The sequence below is a fragment of the Anabaena sp. UHCC 0399 genome, from assembly GCF_034931465.1.
GTDB lineage: Bacteria > Cyanobacteriota > Cyanobacteriia > Cyanobacteriales > Nostocaceae > Trichormus > Trichormus minutissimus.
On sequence record NZ_JAYGGZ010000048.1, the window covers coordinates 1 to 19,599 of the forward strand.

At 41.6% G+C, this 19,599-nt stretch carries 16 protein-coding genes and 1 pseudogene; 8 read left to right on the top strand and 9 right to left on the bottom strand.

Features of this window, described 5'->3' with window-relative positions; all coding sequences use genetic code 11:
• The 5 genes and pseudogenes from VB693_RS22220 to purD form a co-directional block, all read right to left on the bottom strand.
• Positions 1-357, bottom strand: a pseudogene (locus VB693_RS22220) (hypothetical protein); the annotation flags it as partial.
• Between the two features lie 33 nt (positions 358-390).
• Complete coding sequence (locus VB693_RS22225) at positions 391-978, bottom strand: DUF2459 domain-containing protein (RefSeq protein ID WP_323268161.1); 588 nt, start codon at positions 976-978, stop codon at positions 391-393.
• Between the two features lie 315 nt (positions 979-1,293).
• Entirely contained in the window at positions 1,294-1,644 is a 351-nt protein-coding gene (locus VB693_RS22230; protein ID WP_323268162.1) for a phage holin family protein, read from the bottom strand.
• A 171-nt stretch (positions 1,645-1,815) separates the two neighbouring features.
• On the bottom strand, positions 1,816-3,753 hold the full coding sequence (gene nblS / locus VB693_RS22235) for a two-component system sensor histidine kinase NblS (RefSeq protein WP_323268163.1): 1,938 nt from the start codon (positions 3,751-3,753) through the stop codon (positions 1,816-1,818).
• Between the two features lie 194 nt (positions 3,754-3,947).
• The gene (gene purD / locus VB693_RS22240; protein WP_323268164.1) at positions 3,948-5,231 is read right to left on the bottom strand and encodes a phosphoribosylamine--glycine ligase; all 1,284 of its coding nucleotides are present in this window, start codon (positions 5,229-5,231) and stop codon (positions 3,948-3,950) included.
• Between the two features lie 270 nt (positions 5,232-5,501).
• On the opposite strand from purD, the gene VB693_RS22245 reads away from it, so the two are divergent.
• Entirely contained in the window at positions 5,502-6,452 is a 951-nt protein-coding gene (locus VB693_RS22245) for an NAD-dependent epimerase/dehydratase family protein (RefSeq protein WP_190705948.1), read from the top strand.
• 20 nt (positions 6,453-6,472) lie between these two features.
• Here VB693_RS22245 and VB693_RS22250 read toward each other — a convergent pair whose 3' ends face one another.
• From VB693_RS22250 to VB693_RS22260, 3 genes are all read right to left on the bottom strand, one after another.
• On the bottom strand, positions 6,473-6,661 hold the full coding sequence (locus VB693_RS22250; RefSeq protein ID WP_323268165.1) for a CHAT domain-containing protein: 189 nt from the start codon (positions 6,659-6,661) through the stop codon (positions 6,473-6,475).
• Between the two features lie 80 nt (positions 6,662-6,741).
• A complete protein-coding gene (locus VB693_RS22255; RefSeq protein ID WP_323268166.1) occupies positions 6,742-8,238 on the bottom strand; it encodes an aldehyde dehydrogenase family protein in 1,497 nt (498 codons plus the stop codon).
• A gap of 115 nt (positions 8,239-8,353) precedes the next feature.
• The gene (locus VB693_RS22260) at positions 8,354-9,058 is read right to left on the bottom strand and encodes a cyclase family protein (RefSeq protein WP_323268167.1); all 705 of its coding nucleotides are present in this window, start codon (positions 9,056-9,058) and stop codon (positions 8,354-8,356) included.
• Positions 9,059-9,423: 365 nt separating this feature from the next.
• On the opposite strand from VB693_RS22260, the gene VB693_RS22265 reads away from it, so the two are divergent.
• The 6 genes from VB693_RS22265 (at position 9,424) to VB693_RS22290 (ending at position 16,489) form a co-directional block, all read left to right on the top strand.
• On the top strand, positions 9,424-9,996 hold the full coding sequence (locus tag VB693_RS22265; RefSeq protein ID WP_323268168.1) for a COP23 domain-containing protein: 573 nt from the start codon (positions 9,424-9,426) through the stop codon (positions 9,994-9,996).
• Positions 9,997-10,092: 96 nt separating this feature from the next.
• On the top strand, positions 10,093-10,902 hold the full coding sequence (locus VB693_RS22270) for a serine protease (protein ID WP_323268169.1): 810 nt from the start codon (positions 10,093-10,095) through the stop codon (positions 10,900-10,902).
• Positions 10,889-11,698, top strand: coding sequence for a serine protease (locus VB693_RS22275; protein ID WP_323268170.1), 810 nt, complete (start codon positions 10,889-10,891; stop codon positions 11,696-11,698). The genes VB693_RS22270 and VB693_RS22275 overlap by 14 nt, the downstream gene beginning before the upstream one ends.
• Before the next feature lie 35 nt (positions 11,699-11,733).
• Positions 11,734-12,453, top strand: coding sequence for a hypothetical protein (locus VB693_RS22280; protein ID WP_323268171.1), 720 nt, complete (start codon positions 11,734-11,736; stop codon positions 12,451-12,453).
• Positions 12,454-12,589: 136 nt separating this feature from the next.
• Complete coding sequence (locus VB693_RS22285; protein ID WP_323268172.1) at positions 12,590-14,119, top strand: tetratricopeptide repeat-containing serine protease family protein; 1,530 nt, start codon at positions 12,590-12,592, stop codon at positions 14,117-14,119.
• Between the two features lie 111 nt (positions 14,120-14,230).
• Entirely contained in the window at positions 14,231-16,489 is a 2,259-nt protein-coding gene (locus VB693_RS22290) for a tetratricopeptide repeat-containing serine protease family protein (protein ID WP_323268173.1), read from the top strand.
• Positions 16,490-16,708: 219 nt separating this feature from the next.
• Here the strand turns inward: VB693_RS22290 and VB693_RS22295 are convergent, their stop codons facing one another.
• Positions 16,709-18,100 (bottom strand): protein kinase domain-containing protein, encoded by a 1,392-nt coding sequence (locus VB693_RS22295; RefSeq protein ID WP_323268174.1) that lies wholly within the window; start codon positions 18,098-18,100, stop codon positions 16,709-16,711.
• A 244-nt stretch (positions 18,101-18,344) separates the two neighbouring features.
• Between VB693_RS22295 and VB693_RS22300 the strand changes: the two genes are divergently transcribed.
• Positions 18,345-19,559: a glycosyltransferase gene (locus VB693_RS22300; protein ID WP_190705920.1), complete on the top strand. Its 1,215-nt coding sequence runs from the start codon at positions 18,345-18,347 to the stop codon at positions 19,557-19,559.
• The last annotated feature ends 40 nt before the right edge of the window (positions 19,560-19,599 follow it).

The window sequence follows — 19,599 nt, forward strand, 5'->3', positions numbered from 1 at the left end:
ACTTTGATTAGCCAGATAAAATGGCTTATCCTCAATCATGCGGTTACTAAGTAAACTTAATTCATCAAGCACCCTTTCTGATTGGGGTGAAAGCAACCCAGTCTGCAAAACCTGTGCTTCTAATTCTGTAACCTTGTTGAGGTAATGTTGTGTTTCTGGGTGGGGTTGAATGCCCTTAATTGGGTCATACAATTGGGTTAACCTTGGCAATACCTGTAGGTAGAAATCACGTAAAGGTATGTAGGTCATGTCAAAGATGACCAAACATAAGTTCAGCAATGCGAGGATGGCAATTATTCGTTCCAACCAACGATTGCGATAAACCGGATATTTTTTAATATCTCTTTTTGATGTCATCGCTTAAAAATTAACAAAAAATATAAATGTATATTATGAATGTTTTACCTGAAAATTCGCCCACATCACAAAACCATAAATTCGGCAGTCTAAACTTTTTAGCCACGCAACAATTTCGTGATTGCTATTGTGGAATAATGTATATTCCTGATCATCTTTGACTAAAGTTAAACCTATTTTTCGATTTTCGATGCTCGTTGCCATATTGCGGTTAAAACGTTTATCTAATAATGTCAATAATTCTATGACTGGGGATTGCGCTACTTCTAAACTGAATAAGGTGTAATTTTGTTGTTGAATTATCTGCTGAAGTTCGATGATATTGCTAAATTTTCGCCTACCGAGAGTGCCTTGGGTTGGTAGTAAAAGTGCCGCCGCCCCATTTCTCCAGTCCTGCTGGTTTAGTGCGAAATAATTCCAATCACCGTAAGCATACTGGATTAATTCACCGTTGCCAGTGGGTAACACTAGTCTAGAATGCCAACCATAATCTGTGACATAAATTGTCACTGCCCCAACAGGGTCATCAGGGGGTAAAATAATGGCGGGAGACAGTATCCAAACCAATAAAATACCAATAATTACTACAGAAGCAAACTTGACAAGGCGACATAAACCCATAGGTAAATTGAGTTAAACAAGGTTGTAGTGTTCCATATTAATATTAGTTACAGGTACATCCAAGTCATGTAACGCTCTCTCTACCTGATCGATCATTTTTTACAGCACAAATAAAATGATTTCGAGTTGCTGGACACTTAATAGGCTGCGCCCCGCTACGCTCTAAGCGCAGCTATGCCGCAGGCTTTACGTAATTCGTAATTAATAGGTACAGGCTGTTTCTAGCACTTTATGAAGTATGAATTTTTGTCTCACAATGAAAAATTTATGCTTTGGCTTGGTTAGTAATGAGAAATAGCATACTCGTTGCTTTTATCAGGTAAGCGGTGCTATGAGTCTTAAGAGAATAGAATTAATGATTGCCAAAGCAAGTGAGCCAAGCAAAGCACTCCAAAAGCCATATCTTAAGCGAAAACCAGGCACTATAGCAGCTGATAACCCAAAGATAATTGAATTGAGAACAAAGAAGAATAAGCCTAAAGTAAGAATAATAAATGGCAAGGTAAATAAAGTTAAAAGAGGGAGCAAAAGCGCATTCAAAATGCCAAAAACTGCGGCGGTAATTAATGCTTTACCAAAATTGTCTATTTCTACTCCTATCGGCAGTCGAGAAATAATCAAAAAGCTGATGGCTGTAACTAACCAAGTAATTATCAACCCAACCATAAGAAATACTCCTTACGAGTGACATTTCGATTTAATCCAAGTAAGTCAATATGTTTAGTATTTGTGATAAATGTGAATAGAAAGTGACACTAAACGGTATTGGGTATCAACACTCTCCAGTTATCATTCACTTGATAACTGTTTACTGATTTAAATTTATTTTGTCTCCCCCTAAACCCCTATCTCACTAGCAGTCTCAATTTCTTTCTTTGGTGTTTCTTCAAATATACTTAAATCAAACCAAAAAGTAGTACCCACACTGACTTCACTGACCAAATGGACTCTACTGTGGTGTCTTTCAATGATATTTCTGACAATCGATAGACCCAAACCTGTACCTTCTAAGGTGTGAACGCGGTTCTCGACACGGAAGAAACGGTCAAAAATTGCCTGTTGGTCTTCTGGGGCGATACCAATACCTGTGTCAGATATTTCTATCCTAACTTGTGCAGGCTGATTGGATGATGTGGGTGTGATATCTAGCGGATAGGTACGGATGGCTACTTTGCCACCGGCTAGAGTAAATTTGAGGGCATTACCTACCAAATTAGCTAAGACTTGCAGCAACAAATCATAATTACCCATAACTAGGGGTAAATTGGGGGCAACTTCTTGTAACAGTTCGATACCTTTATCCCTGGCGTTGAGTTGGTATGTCCGCAAGGTTTGCTCAATCGCCTGGGCTAAATCTACACCATAGAAGTTGTAAATCTTGCCAGATTCTAGCTTAGATAAATCTAAAACATCATTAACTAAGCGAGTCAAGCGATCGGTTTCATGGTTAACCGTTTGCAGGAATTCCCGTTTTTCTTCTAAGCTTAATTCTTCTCCGTACTCGTGCAGAGTTTCGATAAAAGATTTGATATTAAATAATGGTGTTCGCAGTTCGTGGGAAACGTTGCTGATAAATTGGCTTTTAGCTTCGTTTAGTTCTACCTCACGGGTGATATCTTGCACGGTGATGGCAATGCCTTTGATACTCTCCCGTTGTAAATTGAGTACCGTAGTTAAGAGAATGCGAATAGTACGCTTAATGGGTTGACTTAAGAAAATGCGAAACTCAGCACTTTCACGTTCGCCGGCAGCCATTTGGTATAAAGGTTTGGTGATTTCCATTTGCACTGTTGGCGGTAAGTGATGCAAAACATTACTACCTACTACATCATCACTACCTTCCCAGCCAAAAATGTTCCGTGCAGTAGGATTGACTAAAATCACCTGCATATTATTGTCAATTAAGACAGCACCATCAGCGATCGTGGAAACTAGGGTTTCGAGTTTGGCTTTTTCTGCGGTTAATTCCTCTATATTTTGTTCTTCGTAGCGTTCTAGACGCTCGGCCATTTCATTAAAGTTTAAAATTAGCTCTCCTAATTCGCCACCTAGAGGTAAGTCAATGCGCTGCTGGAAGTTGCCGGCGGCGATTTCTTTTACCCCTACTAGTAGTTCTTTAATCGGCTTAGTGATAGTTAAAGCGTTAATTACTCCTGCCAAAATTACCATTACCCAAATTGTGATAAATACGGCAATGGTGACATCACGGGTGAAATTAGTTGAAATGACTGCTATTTGGTTGGGGTTGATGCCGATCGCTAATATACCTAAGTTTTTTTTATTAACAATCAGAGGAATAAACACATCGGTCACAGCCCCATCTGGGGTCATGTGTTGCCGTACCATTGGCTTATCCCACTCTTGAGGATAATCTTCTGGGAGTTCGATTCGTCGCTCAATTGTCAGTGAGTTTTCTACTTCAGGTTCCCAAAAAGGAATTCCAAAATAGATTTTCCCTGTTTCATCCGCGTACAGCATATAGCGGATGCTAGAGGTACTGCTATAAAAGCGTTCAGAAAATTTGGCTACCTCTGTCAAATTATGGTCAGCTACCAGAGGGGTAACATTAGCCGCCAATAATAGCCCCAAATCCCGTCCAAAGCGGGTGTCATTCATGCGGGCATCTTGCTGAATGGTATTCACCGCCCAGAAAGTTAAACCACTCATGACCAGGGAGACTACTAAGGTAGCCACGGCCAAAAGTTTAGTTTGGAGAGTGAACTCTGACCACCAATTGGCGATCGCTTCTCGGATTGTTTTTAACAGCGACAGCATCTCAAATAAAGTTGTTAGTAGTTTGGTTATCAACCCCAACAACTAAAAAATTAACAGTTAATTCGACAAATATGCTAATTGATTGGGGACAAATCAAGTTAAAAGTCAAAAGTCAAAATTAATTAAATAACTCCTAGGGATTGGGGATTGGGGATTGGGGATTGGGTAATTACCCACTCAACACTCACTACTCACTACTCACTACTCAGCACTCGATGCCCAATATCTCTACGGTAATACATTCCTTCAAATTGAATAGATTTTAAGCTATTGTAGGCGGTGGACAAAGCTTGGTTAAAGTTCTCTCCCACAGCCGTCACGTTTAATACTCGTCCGCCATCTGTCACTGGTTGCTGTTGCTGGTTTAATTTTGTGCCGGCATGAAATACCGTGACTCCGTTGGCTTCTGCTTCCCTAATGCCGGTAATGACTTTGCCTTTTTCATAATCCCCCGGATAACCACCGGAAGCTGCCACTACGGTTGCAGATGCGCCATCATGCCAAGCAATGGGGGGTAAATCACTTAAACGTTGCTCGACACAAGCTAAGATTAATTCTTCTAGGGGTGTGGCTAACAGTGGCAGAATGACTTGGGTTTCAGGATCGCCAAAGCGACAGTTAAATTCTAAAACCTTAAAGTCGCCATCGGGGGAAATCATTAAGCCGGCGTAGAGTACACCACGATAATCAATGCCTCTAGATTTTAAAGTGGCGATCGCTCTTTCTAAAACTTCGGTTTGCACCCTAGCCATTAATGCTGGCGTAGCAATGGGTGCTGGGGCATACGCACCCATCCCACCTGTGTTTTCGCCTACATCCCCTTCCCCGATGCGTTTATGGTCTTGCGCTGGCAATAAGGGGCGAATTGTGATCCCATCAGTTACGGCTAACACCGAAACCTCTTGCCCAATTAAGCATTCTTCGATAACTACAAATTCCCCCGCACTGCCAAACTGCCCTTGAAATATTGTCTCAATGGCGTTAGTTGCCTCCTCTACGGTGCTAGCGACAATTACACCCTTCCCAGCCGCCAAACCGTCAGCTTTGACAACGATGGGCGCACCTTGAGCTTTTACATAAGATTTAGCTGCTGTAGACTCAGTAAATACCGCAGCTTTAGCAGTAGGAATTCCCGCTTCTTGCATCAGGGCTTTAGCCCAAGCTTTACTGGCTTCAATCTTTGCACCGGCTCTTGTAGGGCCAAATACCTTCAGTCCTTTGTCTTGTAGATAGTCGGTGATGCCTTTAGCTAGGGGTACTTCCGGCCCTACTACCACCAAAGAAATCCCGTTTTCTATGGCGCATTTACTTATACCAGCAAAATCATCCACTGCTAAAGGTATATTTTGGCAACCTGCCATACTAGCTGTACCACCATTACCTGGTACACATACTACCTGATTAACTTGTGGCGATCGCAATAATTTCCAAGCCAGAGCGTGTTCACGCCCACCATTTCCTACAACTAAAACTTTCACAGATTTCCTCTTGCGTCCCTTGAGAGATAAAAATGCCCTATTGCTGCGGATCAATTTTTCACTAATTCTTGCCTTGATGCAAGCCCCTAGGGAAATTATCTCCCAGACCACATATTATTAATTGGCGTTGCAGAAGCTTATATGCAAAATAAAATCGCCCTTGTAAATAAGGTAGCTGACGACCTTATTTCCCAAATCAATGGCGATTCATCATCACCAGTATTACCCTAGAAATATTCTGATTTAAAAATAATAATACAAGTAGGGTACATGACTAAAGTTATTGTTACTGGGGCAGCAGGATTTATAGGTTCTCACCTGACACAAACCCTTCTGGAACAAGGAAAAGAAGTAATTGGTATTGATGAATTCAACGATTACTACGAGCCTGCGTTAAAACACAAAAATATTGCTCATTTACAATCTTTACCTAACTTTACTTTAATTGAGAGCAATATTCAGAGTTTAGATTGGTCAACATTATTGCAAGATGTAGATGTTGTTTACCATCAGGCAGCTCAAGCCGGAGTGAGAGCAAGTTGGGGTCAAGGTTTCCGTGCTTATACTGAACGCAACATCAACTCGACACAAGTTATGTTAGAAGCCGCCAAAGATGCCAAACAATTAACAAGGTTCGTGTTTGCATCTACATCTAGCATCTACGGTGATGCAGAAACATTACCTACCCATGAAGGCATTCCCCCCCAACCAGTTTCTCCCTATGGTATTACTAAACTAGCTGCCGAGCGTTTGTGTGGTCTATATCACAAAAATTTTGGTGTGCCTTTTGTATCTCTACGTTATTTCACTGTTTACGGCCCCAGACAAAGGCCTGATATGGCGTTTCATAAATTTTTCAAAGCTGTTTTGCAGGATGAGGCAATTCCCATCTATGGGGATGGACAACAAACACGAGACTTTACATTTGTCAAGGACGCCGTAGCTGCAAATTTAGCAGCTGCTACTGTACCCCAAGCAGTAGGTGAAATTTTTAATATTGGTGGCGGTAGCAGAGTAGTTTTAGCTGAAGTTCTCAACACGATGGCAGAAATTGTCGGTAAACCCATCAAAAGAAACCATATAGAAAAAGCAATGGGAGATGCTAGACACACTGCTGCTGATGTCTCTAAAGCACGGCAAATTTTAGGATATCAGCCTCAAGTTTCTCTTAAGGAAGGGTTAACTCAAGAATGGCAATGGGTGAAGGCTTTATATAGTTAAAAATTGAGAGAATTTACAACTTATTCCCACTTTCCCTGGATGGTAAAAGCTGGCCAAAAACGGGGGTTTTGCCATTGTTTTTGTCGCCATAATTTTAATTGCGCTTCCCTCAGAGCTACGGCAGGGGTTTTCCCTTCCCTAAAGATTTGGGTGTATAATTCCTGCATTAATAAAGATGTGGCTTGATCATTCACCTTCCACAAAGACACAACTTGAGAATCACAGTAGAAATACCCCCGAATTTCCGGAAAATTCGGGGTTTTAGGGAAGTTGCAAATGGGGAAATTTTTTATCCACGATTATCTATTTGGGCGCGTTGCAAGTTGCCAGAAAAGTCAACATAAACACTTTTCCACTCAGTGAAAACCTCTAAGGCAGTCGTTCCTGCTTCCCGGTGGCCGTTACCTGTTTGCTTGACACCGCCAAAGGGTAAGTGTACTTCTGCGCCAATGGTAGGGCCGTTGATGTAAGTAATTCCAGCTTCTATATCGCGCATGGCAGCAAAGGCGCGGTTGATGTCGCGGGTATAAACTGAGGAAGACAGACCATATTTGGTATCATTCAGGATAGCGATCGCTTCCTCAAATGTACCCACCTCCATTAATACCACCACAGGGCCAAATATCTCCTCACGAGCCACCCGCATATTTGGTGTGACGTTATCTAAAACTGTAGGTTGGAAAAAATAACCCTGTTTTAACTCCCCTTCCGTGGCAATTTCCCCACCAATTAATATTTCTGCCCCTTCCTCACGGGCAACTTTCATATAATCGTTTACCCGTTGCAGTTGTCTGTGATTAATTATCGGCCCGATATCTGTCTCAGGGTCATTACCAGCACCCAAGCGTAACTTTCCAGCACGTTCACACAGCATTTTAGTAAACTTTTCTTTGATATCACGATGTAAAATCAAGCGACTGGTAGCTGTACACCTTTGACCGGTTGTACCAAATGCACCCCACACTGCACCATCTAAGGCCAGCTCTAAATCTGCATCTTCCATCACCACCTGGGCATTTTTACCACCCATTTCTAAACAGACACGTTTATGAGTCCGTCCGCAAGTCGCACCCACATACGCACCAGTTTCTGACGAACCAGTAAACGAAACTAAATCAATATCTGGATGTTCAACTAAAGCTTTCCCAACTTCTTCACCCACCCCATGCACTAAGTTAATCACTCCTGGCGGTAAACCTGCGGCGGCGAAAATTTCAATTAATTTAGTAGCACAGGCGGGGGTATCTTCAGCAGGTTTGAGAATTACCGTATTACCACACACCAAAGCCGGCATTGCTTTCCAGCAAGGAATCGCCATTGGGAAATTCCAGGGAGTAATTAAAGCACAGACTCCAATCGGCATCCTCACAGTCATAGCAAACTTGTTGGGCATTTCCGAAGGTGTCGTTTGCCCAAACAATCGCCGTCCTTCCCCAGCCGTGTAAAAAGCACAGTCAATCCCTTCTTGCACATCACCCCTAGCCTCAGTTAATGGTTTACCCATTTCCAGACTAATTAACTGTGCCAATTCTTCCTTATGCTCACCCAATAATTCCCCGACGCGAAAGATGTATTCTGCCCTAGCTGGGGCTGGAACTTGCCGCCAACGTCGGTAAGCTTGCCTCGCGGCAGCAACTGCGAGGTCTACATCCTCAGCTTGAGAACGGGGGAAAGTAGCCACAACTTCAGTTTTATTCGCAGGGTTGTGACTAGCCAGGATATTTTCACCTGTAGCATCCAACCACTGACCATTAATATAATTTTGGCTCTTTAGCGGAGTTATCATATACGTATACCAATCATAAAATCTGATTTTCTCAATTACGAATTACGAATTACGAATTACAGGTTATCGTCTACTAGAGAAAATCGCAGGCAGATAGTCAAGACAGACACAAAAATTAAGGGACTAATGCCAACACTCCCACAGGAGAACCAGAACCCCGCCTTAACCTAATCACACCGATAGCTAAGGTAGTCCCTTGAGGTGGTAGTTGGTCTAAATTGGCGAGATTTTCTAACACAATACCTTGTTGCGCCAATACGAGGCGGTTAGTAGCAAAACTATTATCCTGCCCTGGGTCTACACCATGTGTATCAATGCCTACCCCAGCAATTCGCCGCTCGTTCACTAAGAACTCAGTAGCATCTCTACCAAAACCGGGAAAGTGCATAATTCCTTGCGTATCCTGGTTGAGAAAAGCATTCTTGTCAAACCATTTAGCTTGCCAACCTGTATGCAGTAGCACCATATTACCAACGGGAATCTCACCGTGTTCTCCCTCCCAAGCTAGAACATCAGCAACCGTCAGAACATAATCAGGATTTATAGCCGCTACTGCACAGATATCTATCACAACGGCACGTACAATTAAAGACTGAGCAGAGTATTTATCAATACCCACACCAGCCTGATAAAAACTGTTAGGAGCATTAATATGAGTGCCGCTATGCTCACCTAAAGAGAAGCAGCGTAGATAATAACCATCATCTTGCAGTTCGGCGACAGGAGTAAATTCTACAGGGGGGTCGCCTGGCCATTGGGGAATATTAGTGTCAATAACATGGCTTAAGTGAATAACGCGTGAGAAAGTAATCGTATTCAAACTCGACCCCCTATACTCACACTTAAATAACCCCCAAAGCTTGTCAAGGCTAGCCGATTGGGGGGCAAATTTTGCAGCAAAAGTGAATTAAGTAATAGTTAACAACTTATTGGTTAATTTTTATATAAAACTAGGTAAATTTTATGTAAAGATTTTCAATACCTTTTAGCGCACTTGAGCTATAGGAATCCGATTTGATTTATAAATAACTCCATGTTAAAGTCACTGACTCCCGAATTGTGTAATTGTATAAATTTTTTGTAAATGTATAACATTCTTGGCAAGAAACACCTATAATTCGCCACCAAATAATTTTACACTTGCAGTAATATACTTATTATTTTTGAGGAAATCTGGCACTAACCATGAAATTAAGGTTATTTTGTCAATCCTTGACAACGTTAGCCATAGCTTTGTTGACTATAAGCATAAGTCAGCCGAGTCATGCTGGAAGTACAACATTCTACTGTGCAAAGAGCAAAGGCGTACCCATAACATTTGCTCGCACCCAAGACGGAAAGAAAGTACCGATAGTTCGTTGGGTTAGTAGTTACTTTCCACCCCCTTGGACGGCTCAACGGCGGTGTGTGGAGGTGTCGCGGAGATTTCAGATCAACTACGATAACGGTAGACTCAGACGCATTAAGACTGGGGTACTCAGGGGAGAACCTGTTGTTTGTGCTGCTGTAAACCAAAACAGTTCGTGTACAGACACTACGTTGTTATTTACCCTCAAACGTGGTGTTAATCCTAACGCGGTTGTGCGTAGGTTATTTGACCGCCGTGGTTTGGCTGCTGGTAATGCACTGAATGAAAGTGCTGGTAGTAGTGCAGTAGACATCGATTTTGATATTTATCTGCAAAATACAACTATTGACTCAATTGATGATTCTGTCTCTGAACCAACTAATTCGACATCTGAAGCTGGCATTCCTTAATTCTTAGGTTACAGGGGATAGGAGACTGGGGATAGTTATTCAAAGCCCCTACACAGTTAATGCTATCAGCAGCTAGGGATCTATTCTGAAACTAATATGATTTGGGGCAGTTGGAAAGCGATCGCCTGTATTGGCAGTTTATCAATGCTGTTATCAGCAGATATGAGTGGTTGCGCTAAATCGGCTTCTACTGGTAGCAATATTTCTCATATAAGTCAAATATCATTAGAAGAATTACGCCATCAAGCCCAAGGAATCACCGTAAAAGTCATGTCAACTGAATTCCTTGGCTCAGGAATTATTCTGAGGAAAACAGATAAAGTTTATACGGTATTGACCAATGCCCATGTACTAAGAGCAGGAAAATCTCCTTATCGCATTCAGACTGTAGATGGTCGGATATATCCAGCAAATTTGTTGCCGGGCGTTCGTTTTGGTAAGCATGATTTAGCACTATTGCAATTTCAAAGTATGAACGATGACTATCGTGTGGCTGCTTTGGGTTATTCCCCAGTTGTGGGAGATGACGTATTTGCTACTGGTTTTCCCTTTGACCAAGAGGAACTCACCGCCAAAGATTTCATGTTTACTACTGGTAAGGTGTTGCTAGTGCTGCAAAAAGCCTTAGACGGGGGTTATCAAGTGGGGTATACCAATGAGATAGCAAAAGGCATGAGTGGGGGGCCACTGCTGAATCGTCGTGGTGAGGTTGTGGGTATCAATGGGATGCACGCCTATCCTCTGTGGGATGTACCATCAGTTTTTATTGATGGTTTGCAGGTAGATGAAAATTTACATCAGAGGATTAATCGCTTGAGTTGGGCTGTACCAATGGATAAGGTGGTGCAAATGATCCCAGCTATGTCAAATAAGGCTGATAAGAGGTCAAGTTATGAGGCTCGATAGTAGGCTAGCAACAGCAATATTAGGAGTAGCGATCGCAGTTTTTCCCTTAGAAATTGCGGTATCATTAACACCTCAAGATGTCAGCAATATTGCTAAAAGAGTAACTGTCCTGATTAGTGGGGCAAAACTCGGTTCTGGTGTGATTATTCATGAACAAAACAATACTTACACTGTCCTAACTAACTGGCACGTTGTCGAAGACTTAGGAACTTATACAGTCCAGACTCAGGATCAAAGTTCCCATCAAGTGACACCAAACCTCATTACCCGTCTGCCAGGGGTAGATTTAGCCGTCTTACAGTTTACCAGTCGCCAAAAATATACTGTTGCCACTCTCGGCAATTCAGATGCAGCCATCGAGGGAACAACGGTGTATGTGTCTGGCGCACCAACACCAGTACAAGGTATCGAAAACCGCACGGTGCTAGTTCCTGATGGACGGATTGTGGGGACTAATGCCAAGCCCCAGGATGGTTATGCTCTGATTTACAACAATATTACTTTTCCTGGGATGAGTGGAGGCCCTGTTTTAGATGAAAATGGGCGGTTGGTTGCTATTCATGGCCGAGGCGCACGGGATAAAGAAGGTCAGAAGGTAGGTTTTAATTTGGGCATTCCCATTAACATCTTCACCAATTCCCAGGTAGCTAACAGTCTAAATTTAAGGGTGGTGACAACAACTCCACTACCTCCCAGCAAGCCCCCATCTCCCAGCACGCCCATCACAGGAAGACCACCCACAATCAATGGTTCTGGCACTACAGGATCTAGTGTTTGCCCTGGTAGACGTTGTTAATTGACACTTTCTTTAATCCTTTGAGTTGAAATTCGATGTTTTCAAAATACTTAAAATCTGGTTTTGTGACTTTGCTGGTGATGACAGCATTATTTTCTGCCAATAGTGCGATCGCTCAAACTACCATTGATGAAGATAAGTTAGATTCAGTCAATGGTATGCGTTGGGGTGGTAATGGTTTACCTTTTGATAAAGTGGTCGAGATTAAAGACGCTCTAGTTAATACCCCTTTGGGTAAAGTAGTTATTGATCGTCACGGCGAAGATCCCCAAGGAGTTCTCTTCAAAGAACCCTTCGCTAGTCCCAGTCCTGGTAAATTTGTCGTTGTTTCTCTGTGGGGAAGCAAAATTGAAGGTTGTTTTGTGAAATTAGTTGTGCAATCAGCACCAACTGACGGTAAAGCTGAATTAACAGAAATTTCTCCCAAAATGGTTGAGTTAGGGATTGGCGAGCAAATTCTCCAACTCACACGCAGCCCCAATATGAAAGTCAGAGGATTTCAAGGAAACTATACATATACTGTGTACGAGAACAATAGAAACGTCCAACGTTCTAGTACGTGGTATATGAGCGATACGTTATTTGATATCAGTCCTGATGCTGCTAATTTACTCAGAACAGCACCAGCTAAAGAAATTAAGGCGCGTTTAACTTTTGATAATGGTGATACCAAAATCATTCCCATTGGCAGTAGTAACGTCAAACGTTGGCAAGATTCATTTGGGTTTAATAGTTCTTGCAGCGCGCCGAAATAGAGATGTTTGTAGTAAGCACTTTAGTGCTTAGAAAAATCAGGACTAAAGTCTTTACTACGAACATGAGCGTCTTTCCCAGGTTGAAAAGTTTTGATATTTTGTAAATTTACTAATACTTTTAATTAATAAATATTAGATGATGAAATTTAATTATGTACTTGCACCAGCAGTCATGGGAGTAACTATTGCTCTAGTACAACCACAAATTGCTGTAGCACTATCCTCAGCAGAGGTGGCGAAGATAGCTAAGGAAATCACTGTACTAATTGATCATAAAGATGGTTCTGGGACTGGGGTAATTGTTAAGAAAGAGGGCGATACTTACACAGTTTTGACTGCCCAGCACGTCATAGCCAATCAAGCTAAATATGAAATCGTCACCCCAAATGGGCAACGTTATCCACTCAATTACAATACTGTGAAAAAGCTGCCAGATGTAGATTTAGCCGTGGTGCAGTTTACCAGCAGTAAAAGTTATACTATCGCTACAATCGGCAACTCCAATGCCGCCGCAGAAGGTAGTACAGCTTATGTAGCTGGTTTTCCCCAAGCGACAGGAGCAATTTCCAACACAATTTACAATTTCACTGATGGGCGGATTACTGCTAATGCTTCTAAAGCTCTACGTGATGGCTATGCCTTAGTCTACAACAATGTCACCTTACCGGGGATGAGTGGCGGCCCAGTATTAAATGACAAAGGTGAATTGGTAGGAATTCATGGTAGAGGAGATGAAGCGGATATAGAAACCTCGAATATCAATTCCTCAGTTGCTTATGTCAAATCAGGTTTTAATTTAGGCATTCCCATTAATACCTTTTTGCGATTGTCAATTGAAGCCGGGGTAAATGTAGGTGTTGTTCCTCCTAGCATTCCCACAACAACGACACCGAAAGCAGACGATTTCTATCTTCAAGGTGGCGATAAGTACGACAAAGGAGATTTCAAAGGTGCGATCGCCGATTATAATCAAGCAATCCGCCTCAACCCAAAATATCTCGATGCTTACAATAATCGGGGTCTAGCTCGCTATAACATGGGAGACTTCCCCGGCGCAATTGACGACTTCGACCAAGCCTTGAAAATTAATTCCCAAGACGCTGATGCTTACAACAACCGGGGTCTGGCTCGCTCTGCGTTAGGAGACAAAAAAAGTGCGATCGCAGATTTTAACCAAGCATTAAAAATTAATCCCAACTATGTCATTGCTTACAATAACCGAGGCATTGCCCATAATAGTCTGGATGATAGCAGAAAAGCGATCGCAGATTTCAACCAAGCACTAAAAATTAATCCCAACTATGCCGAAGCCTACGGTGGGCGGGGTATATCTTATTATCAATTGGGCGATAAAAAAAGAGCGATCGCAGATTTTACGACAGCTTTGAAAATTAATCCCAATCTTGCCCCACCCTACGCCAGTCGGGCAATTGCCCGCTTTGATTTGGGAGACACGAAGGGAGCAATTATTGATTTTAACCAAGCTTTGCGGCTCAATCCTAACCTAGCTGGAGCTTATGCTGGACGGGGGATTGCTCGTTATCAATTGGGAGACAAACAAGGTGCGATCGCGGATTTACAAAAAGCGGCTAGTCTCAATTTAGAACAAGGGAAAGTAGATGATTATCAACAACTGTTGGAATTAATTAAAAAGCTTCAAAGGTAAATGGAGATAGGAAAAATACTTTAGCTCTAGTTTCGGAATTAGGGACAAAGGATTGTATGAGAAGGTGGATCTATTTTTCAGTAACGTCGAATAATGCTCTGTGGAAATTAAATGATGAACTTTAATTATGCACTCGCACCAGGAATCTTAGGAGTGACTATTGCTCTAGTACAACCACAAATTGCAATGGCCTTATCTTCAGCAGAGGTGGGGAAGATAGCTAAGGCCATTACTGTCCTAATTGATAGTCAAGATGGTTCTGGGACTGGGGTAATTATTAAAAAAGAGGGCAATAATTACACAGTTCTAACTGCCCAACACGTCATCGCAAATCAAGCTAAATATGAAATCGTCACCCCAGATGGTCAGCGTTATCCACTCAATTACAATACTGTGAAAAAGCTGCCAGATGTAGATTTAGCCGTGGTGCAGTTTACTAGCAGCCAAACTTATACTGTTGCCAAAATAGGAAACTCTGATAATTCCACAGAGGGGACAACGGCTTATGTCGCTGGATTTCCGAAAACAACAGCAGCTATTAGCAATAAAATTTATAACTTTATCGATGGGCGGATTACAGCTAATGCTTCAAAACCCCTGCGTGATGGTTATGCGTTGCTTTACAGCAATAATACGCTGCCAGGGATGAGTGGGGGCCCGGTACTAAATGATAATGGTGAACTGATAGGCATTCATGGTAGAGGAGACACCACAGAGAACTTTCAAATCTCTGATAAAAATCCTGACGTGATTATCAAATCAGGGATTAATTTGGGCATTCCGATTAATACTTTTTTGAGACTGTCAGCTAAAACTGGGGTAGATGTGGGTGTTCGTCCCCTAAGCACGCCTGTAGCCACAGCACTGAAGGCTGACGACTTCCTTCTTCAGGGTAAGGATAAATTCGATAAAAAAGACTTTCAAGGAGCTATTGCTGATTATACTCAAGCGATTCGTCTTAATCCCAATTATGTCGATGCCTATGCCTATAGGGGAGCAGTCCGCTTAGTGTTGGGAGATAAAAAGGGGGCTATTGAAGATGCTAACCAAGGTATTAAAATTGATCCCAACTCTGCCGATGCTTATGGAGTCAGGGGATTTTTTCGCTATCAATTGGAAGACAATAAGGGGTCGATTGAAGATTTCAACCAAGCTCTCAAAATTAATCCTAATGCTACTGGTGTCTACGAATACAGGGGATATGCCCGATATAAATTAGGAGACAACAAAGGGGCAATTGAAGATTTTAACCAAGCTCTCAAGATTGATCCTAATAATACTGATATCTACAACAATAGAGGATATGTTCGCTATAAATTAGGAGACAACAGAGGAGCAATTGAAGATTACAGTCAAGCCATTAAGATTAATCCCAAGTCAGCCATTGCCTACAACAACAGAGGATATGCTCGCTATAAATTAGGAGATAACAAAGGTGCAGTTGAAGATTACAATCAAGCTATTAAGATTAATCCCAATAATGCTAATGCCTACTACAACCGGGGAGAAACTCGCTATGAATTAGGAGATAAAAAAGGAGCAGTTGAAGATTACAGTCAAGCTATTAAGATTAATCCCAATAATGCTAATGCCTACAACAATCGAGGGTATGTACGCCGTGATTTGGGCGATAGCAAAGGGGCGATTGAAGATTTCAACCAAGCTCTCAAAATTAATCCCAAATTAGATACTGCCTACAACGGACGAGGATTAGCCCGTGGGCGGTTGGGAGATCAAAAAGGGGCAATTGAAGATTATAACCAAGCTATCAAAATTAATCCCAACTATGCCATTGCTTACAACAACCGAGGATATGCTCGTGCTGATTTGGGAGATCAAAAAGGGGCAATTGAAGATTATAACCAAGCTATCAAAATTAATCCTAACTTTGCCATTGCCTACTACGACCGAGGATATGCCCGCAGACGGTTGGGAGATAACAAGGGGGCAATTGAAGATTACAACCAAGCTATCAAAATTAATCCCAAGTTGGACGTTGCCTACAACGGAAGAGGATTAGCCCGTGCTGATTTCGGAGACAACAAAGGGGCAATTGAAGATTACAACCAAGCCATCAAAATTGATCCTAACTTTGCTACTGCCTACAACAACCGAGGGTATATCCGCAGACGGTTGGGAGATAACAAGGGGGCAATTGAAGATTACAACCAAGCTATCAAAATTGATCCTAACTCTGCTACTGCCTACTCCAATCGAGGATATGCTCGCTATGATTTAGGCGATAAGCAAGGTGCGATCGCGGATTTACAAAAAGCTGCTAGTCTCTATCTAGAACAAGGGAGAACAGATGATTATCAGGACACACTACAATCAATTAGACGGTTTCAACCACGCGAGTTGCAGTTTTAAGGCTAAAAACTGCAATTGACGTAGCTAGTAGGTTGGCTTGAGGAATGTTGGCGCAGCCTTCCCGCAGGTTAACCCAACATCATACGGACTTTGTGGGGTTTGGCTCTACATCAAATAGTGGTGCAGTGAAAATAAAGGCTGGTTAATTGGTAGATGTTTTTCAAGTCAAGCGATCGCTACTACGCTAAAGCCTATAATGATTCTAGAAACCAGAATTTGTTATTCAATTTGAAATGATTGAATCATTTTTTCTGCTATTGGCAAAAATTTATCATAATCATCTATCGCTGCTGTATAGGTAATGACATATGCCTGATCATTCTGTAAAGTCCAAATTTGCAGATGTTTTAACCTATTCTCTCCATTCTTACCAGTAAAAACTAATTGATTTGCGCGTTTATTTGCCAGAGTAGCTGTACTTGTATTCACAATATTAGCCTCTGATACAGTATTCTGGATTTCTTTAATAAAAACATCTTTAGATTCATCCAATGTTCCGGGAAAGTCGCCGACATTAATTGTCAGTTTCTCTTGGAATTTATCCACATCATTTTCTGGCGGTGATAAAAATGTCACTAATTCTTGGGTGAGAATATTTTGAATATCTTGTCTTTCCCAACCTTGAGGATATTTGATCTTTACCCCTGCATTGGCATTTTCATAACTCAATAAATTTTCTTTTGGAGTTATCGCTTGGAATAGCAGTAAAACCACAGGAATCATCGCAGCGATGAAGCCCACGCCTATCCAAATTTTCCAGGGAGGAGATTTGGGAAGTAGTTTTTGAATAGCTTGCAAAGCTTCATCGGCTGTTTGGTAGCGTTGACGAAAATCATAACGTACCATTTTATCTAAAACACTGGCTAATTTAGGACTGACTTTTGCTTGGTTATGCCAATCAATTTCTCCCGTCTTAGGGTGTATTGGTAGTCCTTGAATGCCAAAATTAGAGAAATTGGTGTCTGTCAAAGCTTGAATACCTATAATTCCGACTGCATAGATATCACTACTTAATTTTGGTACTTGATTAGCCTGTTCACTAGGCATATAACCAGGAGTACCAATAGCAACAGTCATGCTTGTTTGCCCCTGAATATTAGTCTTTTGAACGCTGATTTGTTTAACTGCTCCAAAGTCAATCAATACTATTTTGCCATCTGTATCTCTGCGTCGAATATTGGCAGGTTTAATATCTCGGTGAATTACATTTTGCTGATGTACAAATGCTAAAACTTCGAGAATATCTTTTAAAAGTTTGATGACCTCAGCCTCAGTCAATGGCTGTTTTAGAGGAGGTAATTCTTGGGAGAGGTCGTGACCAGTTATTAGTTCCTGAACTAAGTAAAATTCCTCATTTTCTGCAAAGTGAGCCAATAATTGGGGAATTTGGTCATGCTTGCCTAACTTCTCTAAAGTGGCTGCTTCTAAGTGAAACAACCGTTTAGCTTCCTGTAAGGTGTATGGATCGGTTGAGATTGGTTTAAAATGCTTAACAACGCATTGCGGATTCCCCGGCCGTTGTATATCTTGAGCTATGAAGGTTGTACTAAAACCCCCCCCTCCTAACTGAGTGAGAATTTGGTAGCGTCCACCTACTGTCTGACCCAGCATTAAATTTACCATTTCCCCTAAAAGTAATTTTACTCACTGACTCGTTAATCTTGATTTTTACACATAATCTAATTTGCGATGCTTAACCAAATCCGAAAAAAATGACTCTGCTTGCTTTCTCAAATGTAAAATACATTTTTGGAGGTGAGGGAGTATCGCAAATGTTTGATTCTTCTTCCTCTACTTCCCTGTCACCTGTTCCCTGTCACCTGTATTTCTAAGTAAATAATATAACAATTATCTTATGACTATTAGCCTGTGTATGATTGTGAAAAACGAAGCGACAGCATTGCCTAAATGCTTAAGCAGCGTTAAAAATATTGTAGATGAAATGGTAGTGGTGGATACAGGTTCTATTGATCGCACGCCTCAGATTGCCCAAGAATTTGGTGCGAAGGTGCATTATTTTGCCTGGTGTAATGACTTTAGTGCAGCTCGTAATGCGGCTTTAAAATATGTTACTGGTGATTGGGTTTTAGTTTTGGATGCGGATGAGACTTTGACACCAGCAATTGTGCCACAGATTAAGGATGCGATCGCACAAGATGAATATCTGTTAATTAATCTTGTGCGTCATGAAATCGATGCGGAACAATCTCCCTATTCTCTGGTGTCTCGTCTGTTTCGCAACCATCCAGATATTCGTTTTGACCGTCCCTATCATGCCTTAATCGATGATAGTATCTCAGCCATCCTGCAAAAAGACCCTAATTGGGAAATCGGTTATTTACCAGGGGTAGCGATTCTGCACTCAGGTTATCAAAAAAGCGCGATCGCTCAAAATGATAAACACGCTAAAGCCCAAGCTACAATGGAAGGCTTTTTGGCAACTCACCCCCATGATCCCTATGTTTGCAGTAAGTTGGGGGCTTTATATGTGGAAACTGGCAAAGTTAACCAAGGGATGGAATTATTAAAACGGGGTCTAAACTCGGCTCAGATAATTCGCCAGGATAACAAATATGAGGAAAATTACGAAATTTTATACGAACTATATTACCATTTAGGCATTGCTTTCAATCGTTTGAATAATCCTCAACAAGCGATTTCTCATTACCAAGCGGCGATTAAGTTACCTATTTACCCCATACTGAAGTTAGGCGCATACAATAATCTTGGTAACTTACTCAAAGAAAGCGGGGATATCAATGGTGCGAAAAAGGCTTACGAAACAGCATTAAATATTGACCCCTCTTTTGCTATTGGTTACTACAACTTGGGGATGATATTCAAAGGTTTGGGGATGTTTATCGATGCGATCGCAGCTTACCAAAAAGCGATTCGGTTCAAACCCAAATATGCAGAAGCTTATCAAAATTTAGCGGTAGTACAGTTAAAAGTAGGCAATGTACAAGCTAGTGTCACCGCTTTTAAAAATGCCATTCTCCTACATGAGCAAAACAACCCCCCAGAAGCAAATAGACTCCGCCAAGGGTTGCGGGAAATGGGATTGATGTAAGTAGGGCATAAAGCAAATTAATCTCAATAGGTATAGTTAT